Source organism: Thermocrispum agreste DSM 44070 (assembly GCF_000427905.1).
Lineage (GTDB): Bacteria > Actinomycetota > Actinomycetes > Mycobacteriales > Pseudonocardiaceae > Thermocrispum > Thermocrispum agreste.
Map to the genome: position 1 here is coordinate 227,018 of NZ_KE386603.1, position 24,217 is coordinate 251,234.

16 protein-coding genes are annotated in these 24,217 nt (G+C 69.2%); 11 read left to right on the forward strand and 5 right to left on the reverse strand.

Going from position 1 to position 24,217, the window contains the following annotated elements; genetic code table 11:
- On the reverse strand, positions 1-2,361 hold the full coding sequence (locus YWY_RS0111275; protein ID WP_038045016.1) for a hypothetical protein: 2,361 nt from the start codon (positions 2,359-2,361) through the stop codon (positions 1-3).
- A 142-nt stretch (positions 2,362-2,503) separates the two neighbouring features.
- On the opposite strand from YWY_RS0111275, the gene ahcY reads away from it, so the two are divergent.
- From ahcY to secA, 8 genes are all read left to right on the forward strand, one after another.
- On the forward strand, positions 2,504-3,979 hold the full coding sequence (gene ahcY, locus YWY_RS0111280; RefSeq protein ID WP_028847687.1) for an adenosylhomocysteinase: 1,476 nt from the start codon (positions 2,504-2,506) through the stop codon (positions 3,977-3,979).
- Positions 3,980-5,177: 1,198 nt separating this feature from the next.
- Positions 5,178-5,825, forward strand: coding sequence for a dTMP kinase (locus YWY_RS0111285; protein WP_028847688.1), 648 nt, complete (start codon positions 5,178-5,180; stop codon positions 5,823-5,825).
- Positions 5,826-5,926: 101 nt separating this feature from the next.
- Positions 5,927-6,604 carry an MtrAB system response regulator MtrA gene (mtrA, locus tag YWY_RS0111290; RefSeq protein ID WP_028847689.1) on the forward strand — a complete coding sequence of 226 codons (678 nt, stop codon included), beginning with the start codon at positions 5,927-5,929 and terminating at the stop codon, positions 6,602-6,604.
- 102 nt (positions 6,605-6,706) lie between these two features.
- Positions 6,707-8,323, forward strand: a complete 1,617-nt coding sequence (gene mtrB, locus YWY_RS21550; protein ID WP_051310253.1) for an MtrAB system histidine kinase MtrB — start codon at positions 6,707-6,709, stop codon at positions 8,321-8,323.
- Positions 8,320-10,047, forward strand: coding sequence for an LpqB family beta-propeller domain-containing protein (locus tag YWY_RS0111300; RefSeq protein ID WP_028847690.1), 1,728 nt, complete (start codon positions 8,320-8,322; stop codon positions 10,045-10,047). The genes mtrB and YWY_RS0111300 overlap by 4 nt, the downstream gene beginning before the upstream one ends.
- 110 nt (positions 10,048-10,157) lie before the next feature.
- Positions 10,158-11,000: a ComF family protein gene (locus YWY_RS23735; protein WP_084609194.1), complete on the forward strand. Its 843-nt coding sequence runs from the start codon at positions 10,158-10,160 to the stop codon at positions 10,998-11,000.
- 854 nt (positions 11,001-11,854) lie between these two features.
- A complete protein-coding gene (hpf, locus tag YWY_RS0111310) occupies positions 11,855-12,535 on the forward strand; it encodes a ribosome hibernation-promoting factor, HPF/YfiA family (protein ID WP_028847691.1) in 681 nt (226 codons plus the stop codon).
- Positions 12,536-12,769: 234 nt separating this feature from the next.
- Positions 12,770-15,607: a preprotein translocase subunit SecA gene (gene secA, locus YWY_RS0111315; RefSeq protein ID WP_028847692.1), complete on the forward strand. Its 2,838-nt coding sequence runs from the start codon at positions 12,770-12,772 to the stop codon at positions 15,605-15,607.
- 120 nt (positions 15,608-15,727) lie between these two features.
- Here the strand turns inward: secA and YWY_RS23285 are convergent, their stop codons facing one another.
- Together YWY_RS23285 and YWY_RS0111325 are read right to left on the reverse strand one after the other, a co-directional pair.
- The gene (locus tag YWY_RS23285; protein WP_051310159.1) at positions 15,728-16,246 is read right to left on the reverse strand and encodes an Rv3235 family protein; all 519 of its coding nucleotides are present in this window, start codon (positions 16,244-16,246) and stop codon (positions 15,728-15,730) included.
- Between the two features lie 210 nt (positions 16,247-16,456).
- Entirely contained in the window at positions 16,457-17,233 is a 777-nt protein-coding gene (locus YWY_RS0111325; RefSeq protein WP_038045018.1) for a TrmH family RNA methyltransferase, read from the reverse strand.
- Between YWY_RS0111325 and YWY_RS0111330 the strand changes: the two genes are divergently transcribed.
- The 3 genes from YWY_RS0111330 to pruA all read left to right on the forward strand — a co-directional run bounded on the left by YWY_RS0111330 (position 17,232) and on the right by pruA (position 21,244).
- On the forward strand, positions 17,232-18,647 hold the full coding sequence (locus tag YWY_RS0111330) for a WS/DGAT/MGAT family O-acyltransferase (RefSeq protein WP_028847694.1): 1,416 nt from the start codon (positions 17,232-17,234) through the stop codon (positions 18,645-18,647). The two genes, YWY_RS0111325 and YWY_RS0111330, sit on opposite strands and share 2 nt — an antisense overlap.
- Positions 18,644-19,147, forward strand: coding sequence for a DUF6912 family protein (locus YWY_RS0111335; RefSeq protein WP_028847695.1), 504 nt, complete (start codon positions 18,644-18,646; stop codon positions 19,145-19,147). Before YWY_RS0111330 ends, YWY_RS0111335 begins: the two co-directional genes overlap by 4 nt.
- Positions 19,148-19,615: 468 nt before the next feature.
- Positions 19,616-21,244, forward strand: coding sequence for an L-glutamate gamma-semialdehyde dehydrogenase (gene pruA, locus YWY_RS0111340; RefSeq protein WP_028847696.1), 1,629 nt, complete (start codon positions 19,616-19,618; stop codon positions 21,242-21,244).
- A 968-nt stretch (positions 21,245-22,212) separates the two neighbouring features.
- Here the strand turns inward: pruA and YWY_RS21565 are convergent.
- Together YWY_RS21565 and YWY_RS0111350 are read right to left on the reverse strand one after the other, a co-directional pair.
- A complete protein-coding gene (locus tag YWY_RS21565) occupies positions 22,213-23,175 on the reverse strand; it encodes an SCO4651 family lipoprotein (protein ID WP_051310160.1) in 963 nt (320 codons plus the stop codon).
- Positions 23,176-23,304: 129 nt separating this feature from the next.
- Positions 23,305-24,171, reverse strand: a complete 867-nt coding sequence (locus YWY_RS0111350; protein WP_028847697.1) for an SCO4651 family lipoprotein — start codon at positions 24,169-24,171, stop codon at positions 23,305-23,307.
- Positions 24,172-24,217 lie beyond the last annotated feature (46 nt).

Here is a 24,217-nt window from a genome sequence, read left to right on the forward strand (position 1 = left end):
TCAGTGCAGGCGCGGCAGGTCGCTGAGCCATGACGTCTGCTCGCCGTCGTGTTTGGCGGCGGCTGTCTCCGGCCGTGCCAAGCCCGCGGCGATCGCGACCGCGTGATCCCATTCCGGGTCGACCAGGTAGTCGCTGTGCCGGAGAACGCCCGGTGCCCAGCGCCGGTCCACGTCGGGCTGGCGGGCGACCGGGTCGGCCAGCCAGTGGTCGCCGCCGATGATCAACGCCGACGACGGGCCGCGGATCGCGGGGGCGAGCGGGCTGATGTCGCCGTCCGGGGTGTAGCCGACGCCCAGCAGTTTGCCCGCGACCACCTGGTGCCGCCACGTGGTGACGCCGCCGCCGAACGGGTCGGTGCCCCGGCACAGGCCGCGCCAGCGGCCGGCCAGGCGCCCGAACAGCTCGGCGAGCTCGGCGGTCGGCAGCAGGCTGGGGAAGGCTCGCTGGTAGCCCCACTGGGCCGGGGTGCCCGCCGTGATCAGGCCGAGGCGCTCGACCTGGTCGGGCGGGCAGACGTCGGTCAGCCGTGCGGCCGCGATCAGGGCGAGCAAACCGCCGTGGCTGTAGCCGGCGAGCACCACCCTGGTGTTCGGTTCCGCCAGGTGGTGCTGGGCCCGCTCGACGAGGTCGGGGACGACCTTGAGGGCGTAGGACGGGGGCACGATGGGATGCGCCCGCCGAGGCCAGAAGAACACCAGGTCGGCCAGTGCGCCGAGGTGCCTGCTGCGGCCGGCCTGCCGGGCGGCGGTGTAGACGACCCGGAGCAGCCCGGCAGCCAGCACGCCCAGCGCCACCACGCCGAGGTCGTCCAGCAAGCGCAGCTCGACCGGCACCTCCCAGCCGGCGATCCGGCGGGTGATGAGCACGGCGGCGATCCCGGCGAGGAACAGGGCGAGGGCCGCGACCAGCCGGTGCATGTGCTTGCGCTCGAGGATCGCGGTGGCCCAGGCGCGTGCGGCTTCCTTTTGGTCCTCGTGGTCGTCGTGCAGCAGGCGCACGATCGGCGGGATGCCCCGGCGGCGCCTGCGCAGCGGGAGCGCGATCGTCCGGAATCCGGTCCACAGCACCAGTGCGGCGATGGTGCCCGCTCCCCACAGCAACGTGATCCCCTGGTAGCTGTCGGGCAGGGCCAGCGCGGAGGCGTCGAGCAGTTCGCGAACGGAGATGGCCAGCCCGGCGCCGAAGCCCGCGCCGATCAGGCAGGCCAGCAGCACGGTGGGCGCGGCGGCCCAGCCGCCCAGCCACGGCCGCAGCCGGTGCGGCAGGTCCTTCCACCCCCGCCGGGCGGTCAACGCCAACGGCACGAGCAGCGACGCGAAGCCGAGCCAGGCCAGCACCAGGGCGGCGAGGATGCCTTCGGTCATCGAGTCCAGCCCGGCGCGGCCCGCCCCCAGCGGGGAGCCGGCGAACCCGGCGGCGGGCACGAGCAGCCCGGCGACACCGACCGCCACGGCACGCGCGGGCCGGGGAAACACGCGCCGCAGGTCGGCGGCCACGTCGTCGAGCGCGGCCACGGCCACGAAGACGAGCACCAGCAGCACCAGGTCGACGATCCACACCACCTGCGCCAGGGGATCGTCCTGGCGGGTGAACGGGCCACCGAGTGGCAACAAAGCCACGCACAGCAGCGACGTGACAGTGTGCAATGTCCGCAGGATCGCCGCGTTCGGCCCTGGCCGGAGGACGTCACCGGCAAGCCGCCGTGGCGTTCCCGAGCGTTCGCCTCCCGGCCGGACAGCGGCGGAAGGTCTGACTCCGGCGTGGCGCCAGCTGACCACCGACACGCGATGCATCGCCACGACGACGGCCAGGGGAGGCAGTATGCCCATGGCCATGCGCAGCTGTTCGCTCTCGCGCAGCCATCCGGGTACCCATGGCAGGCAGTCCTCGGTGCCGCCGAGGCATTGCGCGGCGATGAGGTCGAGGCTGATCACGCCGAGCTGGGTGATCAGCAGGGCGGTCAGCAGCAGGCCGACGACCCGCAGCAGCGCTCGGCAGACGCCGAGCAGAACGCGGCCCGGCCGGCCGGTGGGAGCGGGCAGCATGCCGTGCGCGACGTTGGCCAGCGAGAACGGGAACAGCAGCGCCCAGGTGGCCTTCACCGCCCCGCCGGAGGTCATCTTGCCCCACAAGTAGCCTTCCAGCGTGCGGGGCAGCGACCGGCCGAGCGCTTGCAGGACGGGGCCGGGCGCCGGCCTGCGCATCCGGTCCGCCGGGCGCACCAGCTCGCCCGCCGCGTCGCCGTCGACCGTGACCGTCGCGACCGAGTCCAGCAGCTGCTCGCCGGTGACGCCGACCAGGCCGGGGACGCGCAGCTCGACCACTCGGGTGTCGTGGCCGGGCAGTGACCTGGGGGACATGGATGACCAGCGGTCCTTCGGTGTCGGTCGGATGGCTCGGTTTGGCTGGCCGGCGCCGGGTGGGCGGCGGCACCACGCCGGTCTTCCACCGGCAGGCCCACGGTAGTGTTCGATGGACGACCACGCATGGAGGAAACGCCTTATGACCGTAGAAAACACGCCGTCGGTACCGGTGCAGACGCGCAACGGCATCGAGTTCGCCGTTGCCGACCTGGAGCTCGCCGAGTTCGGCCGGAAGGAGATCCGGCTGGCCGAGCACGAGATGCCGGGCCTGATGGCGCTGCGTGAGGAGTACTCCGAGGTCTACCCGCTGCGTGGGGCGCGGATCTCCGGGTCGCTGCACATGACGGTGCAGACCGCGGTGCTCATCGAGACCCTGGTGGCGCTCGGTGCGGAGGTTCGCTGGGCGTCCTGCAACATCTTCTCCACGCAGGACCACGCCGCGGCCGCGGTCGTCGTCGGGCCGCACGGAACGGTGGACGAGCCGCAGGGCGTTCCGGTGTTCGCGTGGAAGGGCGAGACGCTGCAGGACTACTGGTGGTGCACCGAGAAGATGCTCACCTGGCCGGACGGCGGGCCGAACATGATCCTGGACGACGGCGGCGACGCCACCCTGCTGGTGCATAAGGGCAAGCAGTTCGAGGATGCCGGGGTCGTTCCGCCTGCCGACGAGGAGAACTCGGAGGAGTGGAACATCGTCCTGGAGCGGCTGCGGGCGTCGCTGGCGGCCGACCCGAAGAAGTGGACCCGGATCGCCCAGGGCATCCGCGGTGTCACCGAGGAGACCACCACCGGGGTGCTGCGGCTGACCCAGATGGCTTCGCAGGGTGAGCTGCTGTTCCCGGCGATCAACGTGAACGACTCGGTGACCAAGTCGAAGTTCGACAACCGGTACGGGATCCGGCACTCGCTGATCGACGGCATCAACCGGGCCACCGACGTGCTGATCGGCGGCAAGGTGGCGGTGGTCTGCGGCTACGGCGACGTGGGCAAGGGCGCTGCCGAATCGCTGCGCGGGCAGGGCGCGCGGGTGATCGTCACCGAGATCGACCCGATCTGCGCACTGCAGGCCGCGATGGACGGTTACGAGGTCAAGCGGCTGGAGTCGGTGGTGTCCATCGCCGACATCGTGATCACCGCGACCGGAAACCGGGACGTGGTCACGGTCGAGCACATGTCCCGGATGAAGGACAAGGCGATCCTGGGCAACATCGGCCACTTCGACAACGAGCTGGACATGGCGGGCCTGGCCCGCTACCCGGGCATCCGGAAGATCAACATCAAGCCGCAGGTCGACGAGTGGGTGTTCCCGGACGGCAAGTCGATCATCGTGTTGAGCGAGGGTCGGCTGCTCAACTTGGGCAACGCGACCGGGCACCCGAGCTTCGTGATGTCGAACAGCTTCTCCAACCAGGTGATCGCGCAGATCGAGCTGTTCACCAAGCACGAGGAGTACGACAACGAGGTGTACCGGCTGCCGAAGAAGCTGGACGAGAAGGTGGCGAGGATCCATCTGCAGGCGCTCGGCGGCGAGCTGACCAAGCTGACGAAGGAGCAGGCGGAGTACATCGACGTCGACGTCGAGGGCCCGTTCAAGCCGGAGCATTACCGGTACTGAGCTTCGGCGCCACCGCAGGCCCGCTCGGCGCCGCGAGCGACGGCGGCGAGCGGGGGCGGCGAGTGGGGGCGTGCGCGTCCGCGGCGACTGCACAGGTGCTGTGCTGCGGGTTTGCTGTCAGCGTGCCGGTGCCGTGCTGTGTGCCCGCTGTTGCTGCGCGACTGTTCGCTGCTCGCCCGGTACATGGGTCTGCCGTGCCCGGTGCCCGGTATGCGCGCGGGCGGTGTGGCTGAGGCACTAGCGGCACCGGGGTTCGGCGCGCCCTCGCGGGCCGGAGCGGTGTTCGGCCCGGGGTGTTTCGCTGTCGGCAGGTGGCGGCCGTGTCGCTGGGGCACGGTCATGACCGTGGCGCCGTCCCGGCAGCCGCCAAGGTTGTCGGTGTCGTTCCAGGCGCTGTCCGGTGTCATCCCAGGCGCTGGTTCGGCTGTCGCGTCGCGTGTGCCGGGCGCCCGTCCGGTTGGCGCCTGCCGCGCGCCTGTCCGGTTGGCGCCTGCCGCGCGCCTGTCTGGTTGGCGCCTGCCGCGCGCTGTTCCGTTTGTCGGTGTCGCCAGGCGGGATGCCGTTCCGGCTGTCGCCCCGGTGCCGTTCCGGTTGTGGCCGCGCGGTGTGCGGTGTGTCGAGTTGCGTCGTTGGAGCGCGGGACAGGGTGCCGTTCCGGTTGTGGCCGCGCGGTGTGGCCGTGCGTCCAGGCACAGTTCTCGTCGTTGGCGCGAGGGGTCGAGCGGCGCCCCGCGTGCCGTGCAGCCTGCCGATCTCCGGTGGGGTTGCCCATCGGCCGGTGTCGCCCAGTCCGATGCTGCTTGTCCTGGGTGTGCTGCGGCCGGATGTTGCTTGTCCCGGGTGCGGCCCGGCCCGATGCCGCTCGCCCGTCCGCAACACGGGTGCCTCGTTCTCGGTCTGTTTGCCGGGAATCGCTGCGGTCAGCCGGCTACTCGGCGCGTCGTGGTAACGGGCTTGCGCCGACCCCACTGTGCGGCGTGGGTTCCGAGCTCAGTCGGCAAGCCTGGGAATCCGTCTTTGTTCGGCGTCATCGCGGCTGGGCTCGGGGTCATCGCGGCTGGGCTCGCGTGGACGTGGCCGTGTTCGGCGCCGGCTTGGCGGAGTCGCCGTGCTCGGTTTGCCTGCGTGGCGAAGCACCGTGTTGGTCTCTCCCGCTCTGCGTGCGGCAGGCACCGGCTCGGGTCGTAGGCTCATGGCCGTGGGAGAACTGCTGGTCATCGAGGGCCTGGACGGTGCGGGCAAGAACACCGTGACGACTGCGCTGAAGGCGCATCTGGAGGCCCTCGACGCGACCGTCCACACAGTGGCCTTCCCACGCTACGGCGTGGACGTGCACGCCGACCTCATCCGTGACGGCCTGCACGGCCGCCTGGGTGACCTCACCGACTCGGTCTACGGCTTCCAGCTCCTGTTCGCCCTCGACCGGCGGGCGGCGGCCGACGAACTACGTGAGGCCGCCAAGCACCACGATGTCGTACTCGTCGATCGATACGTCGCGTCCAACGCCGCATACGGGGCAGCCCGGCTGGGGCAAGGTGTCGACGGCGAGTTCGTCTCCTGGGTGTACCAGCTCGAGATCGAGCGGTTCGGTGTCCCCGTGCCCGACGCGCAGATCTTGCTGCGGGTGCCTCCCGAGGTGGCCGGCGAACGCGCTCGCAGCCGCGCCGCCGCCGACGCGGCCAGGGGCAGGGACACCTACGAAGCGGACGGAGATCTCCAGGCCAGGGTGGCAGCGGTCTACGATGAGCTCGCCGAAACGTCGTGGCTGTCCGGTTGGTACGTCGTCGACGCCGAGCATTCGGTCGATGTGCGACGGCTCGCCGCCGACCTGGGATTCGGCGCATGATCACCCGAACGGACCAGAGCGATGCCGCTCGACGCCGGGGTGAGCGCGACACCACTGGGGCCTGACGGAACAGATCACACCGAAAGTGCGAACATAGGGTCATGAAGGCACGCGTACTGGTAGTCGATGACGATCCGGCCCTCGCCGAGATGCTCACCATCGTGCTGCGCGGTGAGGGTTTCGACACCGCTGTGGTGGCGGACGGCTCCCGGGCATTGCCCGCGGTACGCGAGCTGAAGCCGGATCTGGTGCTGCTCGACCTGATGCTGCCGGGCATGAACGGCATCGACGTGTGCAAGGCGATCCGTGCCGAGTCCGGTGTGCCGATCGTGATGCTGACCGCGAAGAGCGACACCGTGGACGTCGTGCTCGGCCTGGAGTCCGGCGCCGACGACTACGTGGTCAAGCCGTTCAAGCCGAAGGAGCTGGTCGCGCGGGTGCGCGCGCGGTTGCGGCGGCTGGAGTCCGAGCCCGCGGAAAAGCTCACCATCGGCGACCTGGTCATCGACGTCCCCGGTCACGAGGTGACCAGGGACGGCAAGCAGATCCAGCTCACCCCGTTGGAGTTCGACCTGCTGGTCGCGCTGGCCCGCAAGCCGCGCCAGGTGTTCACCCGCGAGGTGCTGCTGGAGCAGGTGTGGGGCTACCGGCACGCGGCCGACACGCGACTGGTGAACGTGCACGTCCAGCGGTTGCGGTCCAAGGTGGAGCGCGATCCGGAGCATCCCGAGGTGGTGCTGACGGTGCGTGGCGTCGGCTACAAGGCCGGCCCGCCGTAAGCCGCCACCCTGCGGATCTAGGCTGTATGCGTGCAGGTGAGTGACGTCGGTCGTCGGTTCGGTCGGATCATCGGCCGAATTGTGGCGTTCGGTCGCGCGCGCATGGCAGCCATCGGCGATCTGTGGCGTAGTTCCCTGCAGTTCCGGGTCACCGCGTCGACGCTGGCGTTGTCGTCCGCGGTGGTTTTCGTGCTGGTCATGGTGCTGCAGTACCAGATCGCCGAACGGCTGCTGGACGCCAAGGAGAAGGCGGCGCTGGCGCAGGCCCGCTCGGTGCTGGAGACGGCACGCCGCGAGCTGGCGGGCGTGGACATCTCGCCGGAGACGCTTGGCGAGCGTTTGGTCAACGCGCGCAAGCAGATCACCTTCTCGGCGCCGTCGGTGCAGGACCCGGAAGGCTCGGCGGCGGGCATCTTCGAGCCGGTGCTTGTCGGCGGCACCGTGCCCGGCAGTGACGAGCCGATCGCCGCCGGGGACTATTGGAAGGTCCCCGAGGACCTGCGCCGCTTCGTGGAACAACGCCAGGAGGCCAAGCAGATCCACACCGTCGAGGGCAAGACGTATCTGATCATCGGCGAGCCGATGACCGCGGCGACCGGCCGTCCGCTCCAGCTCTACCTGCTGTTCCCGCTGACCGCGGAGCAGAACACCGTGAACACGGTGCAGAACACGTTCCTGGTCGGCGGGTTCGTGTTGCTGCTGTTGGTCGCCAGCATCGCCAACCTGGTGACCAGGCAGGTGGTGATCCCGGTGCGCCGCGCCGCGACCGCGGCCGCCCGCTTCGCCGAGGGTGATTTCGACCAGCGGCTGCCCGTGGCGGGCACGGACGATTTGTCCAAGCTCGCCGTCTCCTACAACGAGATGGCCGAGAGCATCCAGCAGCAGATCCAGCAGCTGGAGGAGTTCGGGCAGCTGCAGCGGCGGTTCACCTCGGACGTCTCGCACGAGCTGCGCACGCCGTTGACCACCGTCCGGATGGCCGCGGACGTGCTGCACGCGTCGCGCGAACAGTTCCCACCCGGCCTGGCCCGCTCCGCGGAACTGTTGGTGGACGAGCTGGACCGCTTCGAGGAGCTGCTCGGCGACCTGCTCGAGATCAGCCGGCTGGACGCCGGTGTGGAGGAACTGGCGGCCGAGTACATCGACCTGCGCTCCATCGTCGAACGCGTACGGGAGCAGGTGCGCGTGCTCGCCGACAACGCCGGATCGCCGATCGAGCTGGTGATGCCCGACACCGAGGCGACGGCCGAAGTCGACGCGCGGCGGGTGGAGCGCATCCTGCGCAACCTGCTGGCCAACGCGGTCGACCACGGGGAGGGGCGGCCGATCCGGTTGTTCATGGGGGTCAGCGACGACGCGGTCGCCGTCGCCGTACGCGACTACGGCGTCGGACTGCGGCCCGGAGAGGAAGAACTGGTGTTCAACCGGTTCTGGCGCGCCGACCCGTCGCGGAACCGGCACACCGGCGGCACCGGCCTCGGTCTGTCCATCAGCCAGGAGGACGCCCGGCTGCACGGTGGCGAACTCGTGGCATGGGGTGAGCCCGGCAAGGGCGCCTGCTTCCGGCTGACGTTGCCCCGTGAGCAAGGAAAGGACATCACCAGCAGCCCGCTCCCGCTGCCGCCGGATCCGCCGGGCAGCTCCCCGAACGGCCGGGCGGCGCTGCCCGCCGGCGACGACGCCGGCCTGGGCGGAGATCGTGCGGAGGTGAGCCGATGAGGTCGCGCAAGCTCGGTGTGCTCGCCGTGGTCGTTGCACTGGCTTCGGCCGGTTGCGCGAACCTGCCGTTGGAGACCAAGCCGCAGGCCATCCGTGCGGCTCCGACCGGTCCGGAGGTCACCGAGGGTTTGCAGCCGCCGGAGAAGAACCTGCCTGCGGCGGACGTCGTGCGTGCCTTCGTGGAGGCGAACGCCCAGGAAGCCGACCTGCACGCGGCGTCGCGCCAGTACCTCGCTCCAGAGGTGGCCAAGCAGTGGAAGCCGCGCAGCGAAATCCTCATCCTCGACGACAACTTCAACACCATCCGGGCCCCGCAAGCCGAGCAGCCCGATGACGAGAACGAAACCGTCATCACGCTGGTCGGGAACATGATCGGCAAGCTCGGGCCGGATCGCTCGTTCACCCCGCAGAACGAGCCGTTGGAGAAGAAGCTGCGGCTGCGCAGGCAGCCGGACACCGGCGAATGGCGGATCGTCGAGCTGCCCAGCTTGGTGATCACCAACCGCGAGCAGTTCAGCAAGAACTTCTTCACCACGCGGCTGTACTTCTACGCGCCGAACAGCGACGTGCTGGTCCCCGACCTGCGATACGTGGCGGCGCAACCCGCTGAAGGCCTGACCAGCCGCATCATGCACCTGCTCATGCACGGCCCGTCGTACTCTATTCGCGGCGCGGTGGAGGACCCGCTGTCGGCCGCGACGATGGAGACCAACGTGCGCGAGGTGGGGACCGCCGTCGAGGTGCCACTGACCGGCCTGGTCGGCGTGAGCACCGAGGAGCGCAGGCGCATCGTCACCCAGGTCGTCATGTCGCTGGAGAACGTCGACCTGGTGCGCTTGCAGTCGGACGGCAAGCCGTTGCTTCCGGACCGTACCGACTGGCGACGCAGCGACTTGAAGCCTGCGACACCGAAGATCGCCGACAGCGACGGCTACGCCGTGCTGAACGGCAGGATCTACTCGTTGAAGGACGGCGACCCGATGCCGGGCCCCGCGGGGGCGGGCGGGTACAACGTGGTCAGCGCCGCGCAATCGCTGGAAGGCGGCCAGCTCGCGCTGGTGGAGCGGGTCGGCCACGACCTCCGCTTGCGGGTGGGGGAGCTGGGCAAACAGCTCGCGCCGGTGAACATCCGCGGCAAGAGCATGACCCGTCCGACCTGGCAGCCGGCCTACCCGGAGAACAAGGTGAGCTACGAGGTGTGGACCGTGGTGGACGGCAAGCGGGTCGTGCGCGCGCAGCTGACGCCGGACGGTGCCTGGGTGCCCAGGACGGTCGACTCGAAGGAGCTGCGGAATTTCGGCCGGATCACCGCGTTCCGCTTGTCCAGGGACGGCACCAGGGCCGCCATGGTCGCCGACGGGAAGCTGGTCATCGCCGCGGTCAAGCGCACCGCCAGCACCGTCTCGTTGACCACGCCGCGCATCCTCCAGCAGTCGATACTGGCCGACATCAAGGACGTGGACTGGATGACCCAGCACGAGCTCGTCGTCGCCACGGACTCCTCCTCCCAGCCCGTGATCCAGGTGTCGGTTGATGGCTTCACCTCCGCGGTGTACAACGCTGCGAACCTCCAGCCGCCGGTCAAGGGGATCACCGCTCTGCCCAACGGCCGGGTGCTCGCCGCGGACGAGAACGGCCTGTGGACCGTGTCGTCCACCGGCGAGCCGTGGGATTCCCAGCGGAACACGCAAGAGGGCATGGAGTCACCCTTCTTCCCCGGCTGACCGCACATACGGCGCCATTCGCGCGCCGAAACGCCGACGACTGGTCCACTCGCGTCGGGTATCCGGTGCGAGGTCTCGTCAATGCGGTGAAGCGGCCCGATCCTGGGTGCATGCGCTTGCTCGATCTGATCTTCCCTGTCCGCTGTGCCGCCTGTGGCGCGGTCGGCTCTGCATGCTGCGACCGGTGCCTGAGCGAGTTCACCGGCCCATTGCCGGTGCCGCGCCCGCTGCCGTGCGGCGTTCCCGCTTTCACCATGGCCGGCTACCGCGGTCCGGCACGTCAGCTGGTGTTGGCCTACAAAGAGCGGGGACGCCGCGACCTCGCGCGAGTGCTGGGCCGCGTGCTGGCCGATGGGGTGCTCGGCCTGCGCACCGGGAGTTTCCAGGGCGATGGCGAGGTCCGGGCCGGGACATCGCAACGAGACCGGGCCGCAGTGGGCATCCAAGTCGATAGCGGTCGGAACAGTGGTACGGGGTGTCGTCCGTCCGGCAGGGCTCGCGACGGTCCCGGCGCTGCGGATCGTGGGTCGCCGGACAGCCGCCCGCGAACCGAGCCGGCCGAGGACGCGGTCGTTCTGGTGCCGGTCCCGTCCACGAAGGCAGCCGCGCGAATGCGTGGCGGGCAGCATGTTCTCCGGCTTGCCGAGGCGTGCGCTGCGGAGTTGGCATCAGCTGGCGTACCGACCGCGGTGGCGCCCGCGCTTCGCCTGGCCTCCGGAGTGCGGGACGCCGTTGGTCTGGATGCCGTGGCGCGAGCTGCGAACCTTGCCGGCCGGATGCGAGTCGTCCGCGATGGATGTCCCGCCGCTGGCACCGAGGTCGTCGTGCTCGATGACGTGCTGACGACCGGTGCCACGGCCGCTGAGGCCGTACGGGTGCTCGACACGGCGAAAGTGGTGGTTGCTGCTGTCCTGACGCTGACATCGCCGCAGGCTTTCCGGTGGGTGCAGTGACCGACTTCCGTCGGCGCGGGCCGGGTGTCGCAGGCCGCGGGGAGGGGCGGTGCGAGAGGGCGAGAAGGAGAGAGGAGGGGCGACGCTCGGGCGGTGCGACGCGCCCCCGCAGAGGTGGCGATCTGGTGGATGTCCTGCGGTGACGCGGGGGCCAGGGGAGACCCGCCCCCGCAGATGTGGCGATCCGGTAGTGCCGGAGCGAACGGATTCTGTCGGCTGTGCCGACCGGGGAACGTCGACCGCACCGACGGGGGGTGCCCGCTGCGCCGACCCGGAGACCGCGTGCTGTGCCGACTGGGAACTATTGCCTGTGTCGTCCGGGGACTGCCGCCTGGGTCGACCGGGGGCGGTCGGCTGTACCGGTTGAGGACAGTCGGCTGCGCCGGGTGGGAACTATCGGCTGTGCCGACTGGGAACTACCGGCATTCGTGCATCGTTGTCCGGGTGTGAGGCCTCGGTCACAAGGCGGTCGTCAGTCGGAATTCACCCCTGTGGGCGTCGCGTGGCCTCGAGGCCAAATTGTTACCCGGAGCCGCTGGTTTCCGGTGACTTTGCTCCGTGCGGGTGAGATCCAGGCCACTCGAGTGGCCGATCAACCTGTCGGTTTCGCCGGTTGCGGGTCGCGCAGCGCGAGGATCGCGCATTATGCACCACGGCTTTCTATCCCCCGCACCGGGGGCTGTTGTTCATGGACGTCAGCAGCTAACGTGCTGCGCTATCAGGTTCCCCCCGAATCCTGCCAGGCACGAGGAGGTGAACAGTCCATGTCCCTTCGGTGCCGGTGAGCTGATCGACGTACTGGTACCGAGCCCCGTTGATCACAGAGCTCGCATCGCGAGCTAGGGAGGTCGTGAATGGACATCGTCGTGAAGGGCCGCAACGTCGAGGTACCCGACCACTATCGGATCCACGTCAGCGACAAGCTGGCCCGCCTCGCGCGCTACGACAGGAAGATCATCCGATTCGACGTCGAGTTGTTCCACGAGCCGAACCGTCGTCAGCTCAAGAACTGCCAGCGCGTCGAGATCACCGGCATGGGCAAGGGTTCGCCGGTCCGCGCCGAGGCCACGGCAGGTGACTTTTACGCGGCACTGGACGCAGCGGTGAACAAGCTGGAGAACCGCATGCGCCGGATGCACGACCGCAGGAGGGTGAGTTACGGGAGGCGATGCCCCGAGTCGGTTGCGGAGGCCACCGCGGCGGCAGCCGCAGGTGGTTCGGCAAACGGCAAGCGCCGGGCATCCACGGCGGTACTCGAGGCGCCGGCGCCACGCGCCGCGGTCGAGGACCAGGAAACGGACGAGGTCACCGTCCCCGAGCAGAAGCGCTGGGACGACGGAGTCGAGGTACACGAGCCGGGCCGCATCGTGCGGGAGAAGACCCATCCCGCCACGCCGATGACGGTCGACCAGGCCCTTTACGAGATGGAACTGGTGGGACACGACTTCTACCTGTTCAACTGCTCGGAGACCGGCAAACCGAGCGTGGTCTACCGCAGGAAAGGATTCGACTACGGGGTGATCAGGCTGGGCTGAGGCCAGGCAGCAACCCTTGATGCACCGATGCCCCGATGCCGTGAACCGGCTCGGGGCATCGGGCCGTTCCGGCCGGTGCGACGCGGCGGCAAGGTAGGTTGACGACGAAAGTCGGTGTACGAAGAGGAACTATTCACCTCGAGGCGACCGTTGTTCTCACTGGTTGCCCACTACGATGGACAACCAGCTTCATGCACCGTGAACGACAGCAATACTCAGTGAGGTCGAGCCGGAATGGTTTTGAGCCGCCTGCTGCGAGCGGGTGAGGGTAAACGGGTCAAGCGCCTGAAGTACATCGCCGACTCGGTCAACGCCCTCGAAGACGACGTCAAGCCCCTGTCCGATGCGCAGCTGCGGGCGAAGACAGACGAATTCCGGGAACGCCACGCCAAGGGGGAGTCGCTGGACGACCTGCTCCCCGAGGCGTTCGCGGTCGCCCGGGAGGCCGCGTCCCGCGTGCTCGGCCAGCGGCACTACGACGTGCAGGTGATGGGCGGCGCCGCGTTGCACCTCGGTCAGGTCGCCGAGATGAAGACCGGTGAAGGCAAGACGCTGACCTGTGTGCTGCCCGCCTACCTGAACGCGATCTCCGGCAAAGGCGTGCACGTCGTCACGGTCAACGACTACCTGGCCAAGCGCGACGCCGAGTGGATGGGCCGGGTGCACCGCTTCCTCGGCCTGGAGGTCGGCGTGATCCTGGCGCACATGTCGCCGGACGAGCGGCGGGTCGCCTACAACGCCGACATCACCTACGGCACCAACAACGAGTTCGGCTTCGACTACCTGCGCGACAACATGGCGTGGAGCCTGGACGAGTGCGTCCAGCGTGGCCACCACTACGCCATCGTGGACGAGGTGGACTCGATCCTCATCGACGAGGCCAGGACCCCGCTGATCATCTCCGGGCCCGCGGACCAGTCCTCGCGCTGGTACCAGGAGTTCGCCCGCCTGGCGCCGCTGATGAAGCGGGACGTGCACTACGAGGTGGATGAGCGCAAGCGCGCCATCGGTGTCACCGAGAAGGGGGTCGAGTTCGTCGAGGACCAGCTGGGCATCGACAACCTCTACGAGGTGGCCAACACCCCGCTGATCGGCTACCTGAACAACGCGCTGAAGGCCAAGGAGCTGTTCAAGCGGGACAAGGACTACATCGTCCGCAACGGCGAGGTCCTCATCGTCGACGAGTTCACCGGCCGCGTGCTGGCCGGCCGCCGGTACAACGAAGGCCTGCACCAGGCGATCGAGGCCAAGGAAGGCGTCGAGATCAGGGCCGAGAACCAGACGCTGGCCACCATCACGCTGCAGAACTACTTCCGGCTCTACGAGAAGCTGGCGGGCATGACCGGTACCGCCGAAACCGAGGCGGCGGAGTTCCAGCAGACCTACAAGCTCGGCGTGGTCCCGATCCCGACCAACAAGCCGATGATCCGCAAGGACATGCCGGATCTGATCTACAAGACCGAGGAGGCCAAGTTCGAGGCGGTTGCCGACGACATCGCCGAGCGGCACGCCAAGGGCCAGCCGGTCTTGGTCGGTACGACCAGTGTCGAGCGCTCGGAGTACTTGTCGAAGCTGCTGCTCAAGCGCGGCATCCCGCACGAGGTGCTGAACGCCAAGCACCACGAGCGGGAAGCGTTGATCGTCGCCAAGGCGGGGAAGAAGGGCGCGGTCACGGTCGCCACCAACATGGCGGGCCGAGGCACCGACATCGTGCTGGGCGGCAACCCGGAGATCCTTGCCGACCAGGCGCTGCGCGAGCGCGGCCTGGACCCGGTCGAGACCCCCGAGGAGTACGAGGCCGCCTACCCGGCCGAGCACGAGAAGGCGATCGCGGAGAGCAAGCGCGAGGCCGAAGAGGTCATCAAAGCCGGCGGCCTGTACGTGCTGGGCACCGAACGGCACGAGTCGCGCCGGATCGACAACCAGCTGCGCGGCCGGTCCGGACGTCAGGGTGACCCGGGTGAGTCCCGCTTCTACCTGTCGCTGCAGGACGAACTGATGCGGCGGTTCAACGCGTCCATGGTGGAGCGGGTCATGACGACCATGCGTCTGCCCGACGACCAGCCGATCGAGGCCAAGATGGTCACTCGCGCCATCAAGTCGGCCCAGGCGCAGGTCGAGCAGATGAACATGGAGATCCGCAAGAACGTCCTCAAGTACGACGAGGTGATGAACCAGCAGCGCAAGGTGGTCTACGCCGAGCGCCGCCGGGTGCTGGAGGGCGAGGATCTCCGCGAGCAGTGCCTGCACATGATCCACGACGTCATCACCGACTACGTGGAGGAGGTCGCCGCCGAGGGGTACGCGGAGGACTGGGACCACGAGAAGCTGTGGACGAACCTGCGCACCCTCTACCCGGTGTCGGTGACCTGGGACGAGATCGAGAGCAGCCATCCGGACCTCACCAAGGAGCAGCTGCGCGACGCCCTGGTCGAAGACGCCAGGAAGGCCTACGAACGCCGCGAGGCGGAGATCGACAGCAAGCGCGGCGAAGGCGCGATGCGGGAGCTGGAGCGCCACGTCGTGCTGATGGTGCTGGACCGCAAGTGGCGCGAGCACCTGTACGAGATGGACTACCTCAAGGAGGGCATCTCGCTGCGGGCGTACGCGCAGAAGGACCCGGTCATCGAGTACCAGCGCGAAGGCTACGACATGTTCCAGGCCATGCTGGACTCGCTGAAGGAAGAGGTCGTCGGCATCCTGTTCAACGCGCAGGTCGAGCCGGTGGAGCCGGAGGCGCCCGCGGAGGCGGCCACCGAGGTCCCGGCTGCCGCGCGCGGCAACGGCCGGGCCGAGCGGCCCGCGCGACGGCAGGGCGGTGGCGGCGGCAGGCACGCCAAGCCGGTCCCGCCGCAGCCGGTCATCGAAGGCCAGGCGGTCCCGGCCGCACTGCGCAGGCCGCCGGCGGGCGCAGCGGGTTTGACCTACTCCGGGCCCGCCGAGGGCGGCGGAGTCGCGCGCAGCGGTGGCAACAGCCAGCCCAACCGGGCCGCGCAGCAGGGCGCGAGCAGGCGTGAGCGGCGGGCAGCGGCGCGCGCGCAGGCCAAGAAGGCGAAGAAGGCGCGGCGCTGACCGGCCGCACAGCGGTACCGCAGGACAGGCGTTGACGAAGCCCGCGGGGCGCGGCCCCGCGGGCTTCGTCGTGTCTTGTGCGATTTCTCCGCTCAGGCGCCGATCAGGCGCGGATCCCCGTCAGGCGACGGTCGCCTGCCGTCGGCCTGCCTGCGGCTGGATCACGTCGAAGTCGGTGACGGTCCAGCCGTGCCAAGAAGCACGAAGCAAGCCGGTGACGGCAACTGCTCGCCCTCTGGCCGGAAGGTGCACCGTCGCGCACATCTCGACCACGTCGGTCCCCGTGCGGCGGATGTGCACTCGCCGAACGAGGAATCGCGCGCCGACGTCGAGCCCACGCCACCGGCGGAGTCGGCTCAGCAGGTCTACGCTGACCTTGCCGCGCAGGCTGGCGACGGACCGTCGTCCGGTCACGACCTCGAGCAGCGCCGCGAGCAGGGTGCGAAGCTGCGCGTGATCGGGCTCGGGCGGTACCTCGGCACTCCTGGGCCTCGGCCCGGGGTCGGGCGCGGCCAACCGGATGGGCCGGACCGGGATGCTCAGCTGTCCGGCCCGGAGCCGGTCGGCTTGCCGCCCTGGGCAGGGCTCGGTGGACACCGCAAGCCGCAACAGGCCTGTGGAGTTCTGGGCAACTCGCACGTGTTCCTCCCCCAGTTCGGTGGCGGCCCCACGTCCGCCGTTCACTGGAACAGAGACAGCAACCCCCTGGATCCGGACAAGATTCACTCGATTGGGCGAGTCGCCGATGGTGGGTCAGCACCGGGGAACGGGCTGGGAGTGGCCGTGAGAGTCCAGCCGTAGCCCCGGCAGTCCCTCGGGATGCCCGCCGCTACCAGGGATCGACGCGGGTCACGCCAAGTCGCGGCGCACAAGCTCGAAGCACAGCACTGCCGCGGCCGCGGCCACGTTCAGCGACTCCACGCCACCCCGCATCGGAATGGACAGCTCCGCGGTCACCATCTTGCGCACGTCCGGGCCGATCCCTGCGGTCTCGCTGCCGAGCACGAACACCGCCCGGTCGGCCAGCGGGGCCGTGAACACCGAGTGCTCGGCATCCGCTGCCAGCGCATACAGCGCGTAGCCCGCGTCGGCCACCGCTCGGGCCGCCTCCACCGCCGTCGCGCATCGCAGCATCGGGGCGCGGAAAGCCACGCCTGCGGAGGCCTTGACCACCAACGGATCGATCGACGCCACCCCGCGTCGCGGCACGATCACTCCGTCGATGCCGGCGGCGGTGGCCGTGCGCAGGATCATGCCCACGTTCGCCGGGGTGGTGATGCCGTCCAGCAGCACCATGCGTCGCGGCGCGTCCTTGTCCAGCGCGTCGGCAAGGGGTCGCATCCGCGGCGCCACCACATCCGCCAGTACGCCTTGATCCTGCTTGCCGTTGCCCGCCAGGACCTTCACCCGGTGGGCGCTGGCAGTGGTCACCGGCACGCCCCGCGCCCGGGCCGCCTTGCGGATCTGGCTCACCACCGGCCCACGGGAGCCTTCGGCGAGCACCACCTTGTCGATGGTCAGGCTCTCGTCGGCCAGTGCTTCCAGGACGGGCTTGCGGCCGTAGACGGTGACAAAGCGATCCTTGGGGGAGACCACGAGTGCAGCGTATGCCAGGATCGAGGGCATGCCGGATCGACTGTCCGCGCTCGACGCGTCCTTTCTCTATCTGGACGGTCAGGCGACACCGATGCACGTCGGCGCGGTGGCGATCTTCGAACGGCACACCGGTTTCGACTTCGACACGGCACTGGCGCTCGTCCGTGATCGGCTCGGCTATCTGCCCCGGTATCGCCAGCGTGTGATGCACGTGCCGGGGAACCTGGCCCGCCCGGTATGGGGCGACGACGTCGACTTCGACATCAACTACCACGTGCGCCGCTCGGCGCTGCCGTCGCCGGGGACCGACGAGCAACTGTTCGAGCTCGTCGCCCGGCTCATGGCCCGGCCGCTCGATCACGACCGGCCCCTGTGGGAGGCCTACTTCGTCGAAGGGCTCACCGACGACCGTGTGGCGTTGGTGACCAAGACCCATCAGGCCTTGGTGGACGGCATCGGCACGATCGAGCTCGGCCAGGTCGTCCTGGAGCCGACGCCGACCGAGCCGGACGAGTCCGCCAAAGGCGACGCAGACCCGTGGCGGCCGGCGAAAACCCCGTCACGGCGGGAGCTGCTGATCGACGCGGTCACCGAGACCGTGCAGCAGCCGAGCCTGCTGGTGGAGTCCGCGCGCAACGCTGCGGGCGATGCCGTGGCGACCATCTCCAAGCTCGCCGGGGTGCTGGGGAGCGCAGCCTCGGCGTTGCGCACGGTGGTGCGCCCTGCCCCGGCGAGCCCGCTGAACGTCACGGTATCCGGCGGCCGGGTTCTCGCCGCGGTGCGCACGCGCCTGACCGACTACCGCACCATCCGTGCCGCCCGCGGCGGCACGGTGAACGACATCGTGCTGACCGTGGTTACCGGAGCCATCCGGGAGTGGATGCTGACCCGTGGCGTGCAGCTGAGCCAGGAGTCGACCGTGCGCGCGCTGGTCCCGGTCGCGGTGACGGACCCGGCCACGCCCGGCTATTCCCCTGCCGGGCTGGTCGGCAACCAGGTCGATGCGCACCTGGTCGACTTGCCCATCGGGGAACCGGACCCGGTGATCCGCCTGCAGCACATTGCGCACGCGATGGCCAGGCACACCGCGTCCGGGCGAGCCGTGGCGGCCCGCTCCCTGTTGCGGCTCAGCGGCTTCGCTCCTGCCACACTGCACTCGCTGGGCGCCAGGACGGCGGGCAGCCTGTCCGACCGCATCTTCAACGTGATCGTGACGAACTCACCCGGACCGCAGCAGCCCATGTTCGCCGCGCAGGCGAGGCTGCTGGAGATGATCCCGATCATCCCGTTGATGCGGAACCAGGCGCTGGCGATCGGTGTCACGTCCTACGACGGAGGGGTCTACTTTGGGCTCAACGGCGATCGCAAGGCGGTGTACGACATCGACGTGGTGGCTGCCGGCATCCGGCAGTCGCTCGACGAGCTGAAGGGAGCGGGCGCATGAGGGTCTACCTACCCGCGACCGTGAGCATGCTGCGCGAGCTCAACGAGAAAAGAGAGCTCGCCCCGGTGGACGGCACGGCGTTCGGGCTCACCCCGACGTTGCGCGAGTTCTACACCGGAGGCACGGAAGAGGAGTTGGAGTACGTCGCGCTGCTGGAAGCGGCCAGGGCTTCGTTGCGCCTGGTGGCCGCGGAGCTCGACGCAGGTAGCTCCGATCCGCCGCGCCGAGCGGTGGTGGCGGCCGACATCGACGACGTGGAGCTGCGCCCGGATCTGGACGCCGCCGTGGTGCGTATCTCCGGCACGGTACCGATGAAAGCGGTGGCCGCCGTGCACGTGGACGCTCCGGAGGCCGAGGAGGCGGTGCGCGCCGCTGCCGAAGTGATCGACGAGGCCGATCTCGGCGACGACGACGCGGAGTTCGCGCTGGGCGAGGCGGAGGACCACGAGCTCGCCTGGTATGCGCCGCAGGAACTGCCGTTCCTGCTCGAATTGCTCTAGCCGGCCCGCGCGCGGTCGCGCGGTCGCCGGGCATACGGTGACCCAGTACGAGACGGGAGCGCATCTGAGCCTGCCCGCGCGCAGTCGCCGGGCATTGCGCACGTCCCAATGCCGCACTGTGGGTTCGTGTCGATACCGGCGGTGGCCGCTGGCCCGTGCACAGCACTTGTGGTGCCGTGATTCTCGGTCGCTGGCGTCGGGTCGTTGGATCGGTGATTGGTTCCGGTGGCGCTGTCGGTGCTGACGGCGGTCGGCTCGGGTCTGGACCGGGTTGCACCAGCTGCGTCGACGGTTCGTCGACGACTCCATGCTCGTGGCGGCGTGGCGCGAGTGGCGCGGGACGTGCGCTTGTTCGGTCGAACAATGCGCCATGGGGTGGGTGGTTCGAGCGAACAAGCGCACAGGGCGGTCATGCGTGCCACGATGGGGGCAAGCCCACAAGGCAGCGAAACCCCTCAGGAGAGCGCCATGGATGCCATCACGTCCGTCCCGCCGCCGCGCAACGAGCCGGTGCTCGGCTATGCGCCCGGCAGTGCGGAGCGCGAGTCGTTGCAGAAGAAGCTGGCCGAGCTGAAGGAGAGCAAGGCCGAACTGACCCAGACCATCGGCGGTGTGCAGCGCATGGCGGGCGGTGAGCCGTTCACCGTCGTCGCGCCGCACGATCACAGACACGTGCTGGGCACCAGTGCGCAGGCCACCGAGCAGGACGTGGCCGACGCGGTGGAAGCGGCCAAGAAGGCAGCGCCGGAGTGGCGGGAGATGCCGTTCGACGAGCGGGCGGCCATCTTCCTGCGGGCCGCCGACCTCATCTCCGGGCCGTGGCGGGACACGCTGAACGCGGCCACCATGCTCGGGCAGTCCAAGTCGGTGCAGCAGGCGGAGATCGACGCCGCGTGCGAGCTGATCGACTTCTTGCGGTTCAACGTGCACTTCGCGCGGCGCATCCTGGCCGAGCAGCCGGTGTCGCCGCCTGGTCAGTGGAACCGCTCCGACTACCGGTCGCTGGAAGGCTTCGTCACCGCCATCACCCCGTTCAACTTCACCGCGATCGCGGGCAACCTGCCGACCGCCCCGGCGATCATGGGCAACACGGTGGTGTGGAAGCCGACCCCGACCCAGCAGCTGGCCGCGCACTACACGATGCGCGTGTTCGAGGAAGCCGGGCTGCCGCCGGGGGTCATCAACATGGTGACCGGCGACGGCAAGGCGGTCAGCGCGGTGGCGCTGTCCGACCCGGACTTCGCCGGGCTGCACTTCACCGGTTCGACCGCCACGTTCAAGCTGCTGTGGACCACGATCGCGCAGAATCTGGACCGCTATCGCAACTACCCGCGGATCGTCGGCGAGACCGGCGGCAAGGACTTCGTCGTGGCACACCCGTCGGCGCAGATCGACCCGCTGGTCACGGCGCTGATCCGCGGCGCGTTCGAGTACCAGGGCCAGAAGTGTTCCGCGGCCTCGCGGGCCTACCTGCCGAGGTCGCTGTGGGAAGGCGGGCTGCGTGACCAGCTGGCCGACGTGACCAAGACGATCCGCTTCGGCGACGTGACCGACTTCAGCAACTTCGGCGGCGCGGTGATCGACGCCAGGGCGTTCGCCAAGCACGCGCAGCTGCTCAGCGACGTCCGCTCGGATGCCGAGATCGAGGTGCTGGTCGGCGGCAACTGCGACGACTCGGTCGGCTACTTCGTCGAACCGACGGTGCTGGTGTCGAGCAACCCGCACCACAAGGTGTTCGCCACCGAGTACTTCGGCCCGATCCTGGCGGTCACCGTCTACGAGGACGACGAGTACTCCGAGGTGCTGCGCCTGGTCGACAACACCAGCCCGTACGGGCTTACCGGCGCGGTGTTCGCCACCGACCGGGCCGCGATTCAGGAAGCGTTGACGACGTTGCGGTTCGCCGCGGGCAACTTCTACATCAACGACAAGCCCACCGGCTCGATCGTGGGGCAGCAGCCGTTCGGTGGCGCCCGGGCGTCGGGCACCAACGACAAGGCGGGCTCGATGTGGAATCTGCTGCGCTGGACCAGCCCGCGCTCGATCAAGGAGACGCTGATCCCGCCGACCGATCACACCTATCCGCACATGGGCTGAGCGCCAAGACATGAGCTGACCGTCAAGCCGGCGGCGGCCCTGCGCCGGGGACTTCGGTGGACGGCCCCGGCCGTGGGCTGCTGGCGGGCTGCCGGGTCCGGTGGGCGATCGGGCGATGAGCCGGATCGGGATCGCCGGCCCCGGTCGATGTCCGGCTCTGGTCGACGCCGCGCCGGCGACTGGTGCGGTGGCGGGCCGGCTCCGGCCCGGCGTCGCCCTGTCGGCTCGCGGCCTGGTGTCGCGCCTGGCATCACAGTGGCCGGCTCGGCTCCGGGCCGGGGGTCGTGTTGCTGACTCGCGGCTTGGTGTCGCGTTACCGGCTCGCGGCCCCGTGCTGCGTGTCGGCCTGCCTGGGCGTTGCGTTGCTGGTCTGCCGGTCGGCCCTGGTGTCGGCTTGTCGGATGGGTGGCCGGTCCTGGTGGCGCTGTCAGTGCTGACGGTGGCCGGTCAGCTCCGACCCCGGGGCGCGCTGTCGGCAATCGAGGGTGGCCGACTTGGCTCTTGCCTGCTGGCCCGCGGCCCGGGTGTCGTGCTACGGGCCCGTGACCGCCCGGCGGTGAGCCGGTGGCGAGCTGCCAGCAGGCTGGTGAGCTGCCAGCAGGGTGGCGAGCTCCTAGCAGGGTGGTGAGCTGCCAGCAGCGGTAGTTGGCCTGGCTGCCACTGTCCGGTTGCCACCGTGCCGTCGGAGTGGCGTGCCCGGTCCGGTGAGCGCCAGTACACCGCGGCCGGCCGCAGACGCGGCTACAGGGACGGCAAATACTTGCCCCAGCGGCCTGATGCTGTGGTGGCATCGCCGCAGCCAGCCATGTCCGTGCTGATCGCCCGGCTCAGCTGATCGCCCGGCTCAGCTGCCACGTCGGCCACTGGCCCGCGCCGTGCCGACCGCGCACAGCAGACGCACGACAAAGGCCCCGCACCGGCCGGTGCGGGGCCTTCGCCTCGTCGTGCAGTCGCCGATCAGAAGCCGATCAGTTCGGCGTGCTCGGCATGCCCGGCACGCTCGGCGGGGTGGAACCCGTGCCACCCGGCATGCCCGGCGTGGAGCCGGTGCCGCCCAGGCCCGGCAGCTCCATCTCGGTGACCTGGTCCGGCGACGGGACCTGGATGTTCACCGGCTCGCCCCAGTTGGAGTACTTGGCGATCATCCTGGCCGACTCCATGCCCTCCGGCAGCTCCTCCTTGGCCTGCTTGGCCACGTCCGCCAGCACCGGCCCGAGGTTGACCTCGATCTGCACCGGCAGGTTGTCGCTGTTGAGGTAGATGTCCATCGGCACCGAGTCGATGGTGACGCCGTCCGGCAGCTGCTGGCCCATGCCCATCTTCTTCGCGAGCTCGCCGAAGTCCAGCTCCACCGAGTACTTGGTGACCGGCTGCCCGTCCACCTGGGTCTGCTCGGTGGACGTGATCTTGCCGTTCTCCTTGATCATCTCCAGCGTGTTGGCCGGATCGGAGAACTCCGAGCCCTGGCCGAACTGACCCGCGCCCGCCTGGTCGATGGACATCTTCATCCACTTGTCCGTGTCGGGCCCGCCACCAGGCATGCCGCCCGCGAACCGCATGTACATGGTCTTGCCGACCATGATGGTTTCCATCTTCAGCGGCTCGCCGGAACCGGACATGCCGGGCAGCTTCAGGTCCATGGTGGACGTCATGGCCACCTTGCTGTCCTCGCCGGCGTACTCGGCTTCACCCTCCGCCTTCAGGTTCAGCATCGCGCCCATGTCCATCTCGATGCTGAACTTCGACGTCTTGGCCTTGGCCGTGCCTTCCTTGGCGGCGTTGATCAAGCTCTGCGCGTCGTTGAAAACACCGCTCTGGCTGGTGTTCTGCTGATTGTCCGCGCCGGTCGGGGTGCCCCCCTCCTTGTCGCCGCAGGCGCTGACCGTCAACGCCAGGGTCAGCGCGCCGGCGGCGATAAGTGCCTTCCGCATCTGGTCTCCCTCTCCTGTTGCTCGTGTCTGGTCATCATCCGACGAATCCGAGCTCCCGTCAGGTTTTCATGCCCGGAATCCTCCGGCGACTCGGGGTCACCTTCCGGGCCCGGTCGGGGGATCAGCCCATCACCCTCCTGCTCCCGGCAGCGGTTGGTCGGAGATCTGGTCGGCCGGTGGTGGCTCGACGTCGACCTCGACGCCCCACTCGGTGAAGTCCGTCCGGGCATAGGCCTCGTCGAAGCTCATGCCAGGCGGCAGGTTCTGCTGCCCGCCTGCGCTGTCCATGATGGCGTCGACGACCTCGCGCATGTCGACGTTCAGGCGTACCGGCAGGTCCCGTTCGTCCAGGTAGACATCGACCGGGACGGCGTCCAGGTCGACTTCCGCCAACGCGGGGAGGTCCTGCATGCTGGTGCCGAAGTTCTTCATCACCTCGTCGAAGTCGACTTCGAAGCTGTACTTCGTCGTCGTCCGGCCGCCGATCGACACCCCGGTCTCGGTGTCCACCAGCTCCCCGGACTCCTTGAGCATGTCGAGCATCGTCCCGGGGTCGCTGGACTTCAGATACTGGTCGACCTTGATACCCGTGCTGGACAGCAGCTCGGGAAGGCTCGTCTTGTACCACGGCCTGTCGGGATCGCTGGGAAGGCCGGGCAGATCCGTGGGCATCCGCAGGTAGAAGTCGTCGCCGAGTTGCCTGCCCTCGAACTCCATCGTGCCCAGGCCCATGCCCACGCTGCTCATGTCGAACGTCATGGTCACCCAGCTGCGGGGATCTTCGCCGTCGGCGTAGCTGTTGGCGCCTTCGCCGGTCATCGCGATCGGCCCGAGCCGCATGCTCACCGTGAAGGCCACCGACTTCTCCTTGGCCGTGCTCGCCGATGCGGCGCGCACCAGGCTCGCCGTGTCCTGGTACTTGCCGTCCCCGACTCCGCAAGCGCCCATGGTCAACGTCAGCGTCAGCCCGCCTGCCGCGATCAGCGCCTTGCGCATACCGCCCCCTGTCCGCCGTGGCTTGTCCTTGCTGTGACGCGCAGTA

Coding starts and splice junctions, on each gene's coding strand:
- YWY_RS0111275 (WP_038045016.1), bottom strand. CDS start 2,361: ATGTCCCCCAGGTCACTGCCCGGCCACGACACCCGAGTGGTCGAGCTG.
- ahcY (WP_028847687.1), top strand. CDS start 2,504: ATGACCGTAGAAAACACGCCGTCGGTACCGGTGCAGACGCGCAACGGC.
- mtrA (WP_028847689.1), top strand. CDS start 5,927: ATGAAGGCACGCGTACTGGTAGTCGATGACGATCCGGCCCTCGCCGAG.
- mtrB (WP_051310253.1), top strand. CDS start 6,707: ATGGCAGCCATCGGCGATCTGTGGCGTAGTTCCCTGCAGTTCCGGGTC.
- YWY_RS0111300 (WP_028847690.1), top strand. CDS start 8,320: ATGAGGTCGCGCAAGCTCGGTGTGCTCGCCGTGGTCGTTGCACTGGCT.
- YWY_RS23735 (WP_084609194.1), top strand. CDS start 10,158: ATGCGCTTGCTCGATCTGATCTTCCCTGTCCGCTGTGCCGCCTGTGGC.
- hpf (WP_028847691.1), top strand. CDS start 11,855: ATGGACATCGTCGTGAAGGGCCGCAACGTCGAGGTACCCGACCACTAT.
- secA (WP_028847692.1), top strand. CDS start 12,770: ATGGTTTTGAGCCGCCTGCTGCGAGCGGGTGAGGGTAAACGGGTCAAG.
- YWY_RS0111330 (WP_028847694.1), top strand. CDS start 17,232: ATGCCGGATCGACTGTCCGCGCTCGACGCGTCCTTTCTCTATCTGGAC.
- YWY_RS0111325 (WP_038045018.1), bottom strand. CDS start 17,233: ATGCCCTCGATCCTGGCATACGCTGCACTCGTGGTCTCCCCCAAGGAT.
- YWY_RS0111335 (WP_028847695.1), top strand. CDS start 18,644: ATGAGGGTCTACCTACCCGCGACCGTGAGCATGCTGCGCGAGCTCAAC.
- pruA (WP_028847696.1), top strand. CDS start 19,616: ATGGATGCCATCACGTCCGTCCCGCCGCCGCGCAACGAGCCGGTGCTC.
- YWY_RS21565 (WP_051310160.1), bottom strand. CDS start 23,175: ATGCGGAAGGCACTTATCGCCGCCGGCGCGCTGACCCTGGCGTTGACG.
- YWY_RS0111350 (WP_028847697.1), bottom strand. CDS start 24,171: ATGCGCAAGGCGCTGATCGCGGCAGGCGGGCTGACGCTGACGTTGACC.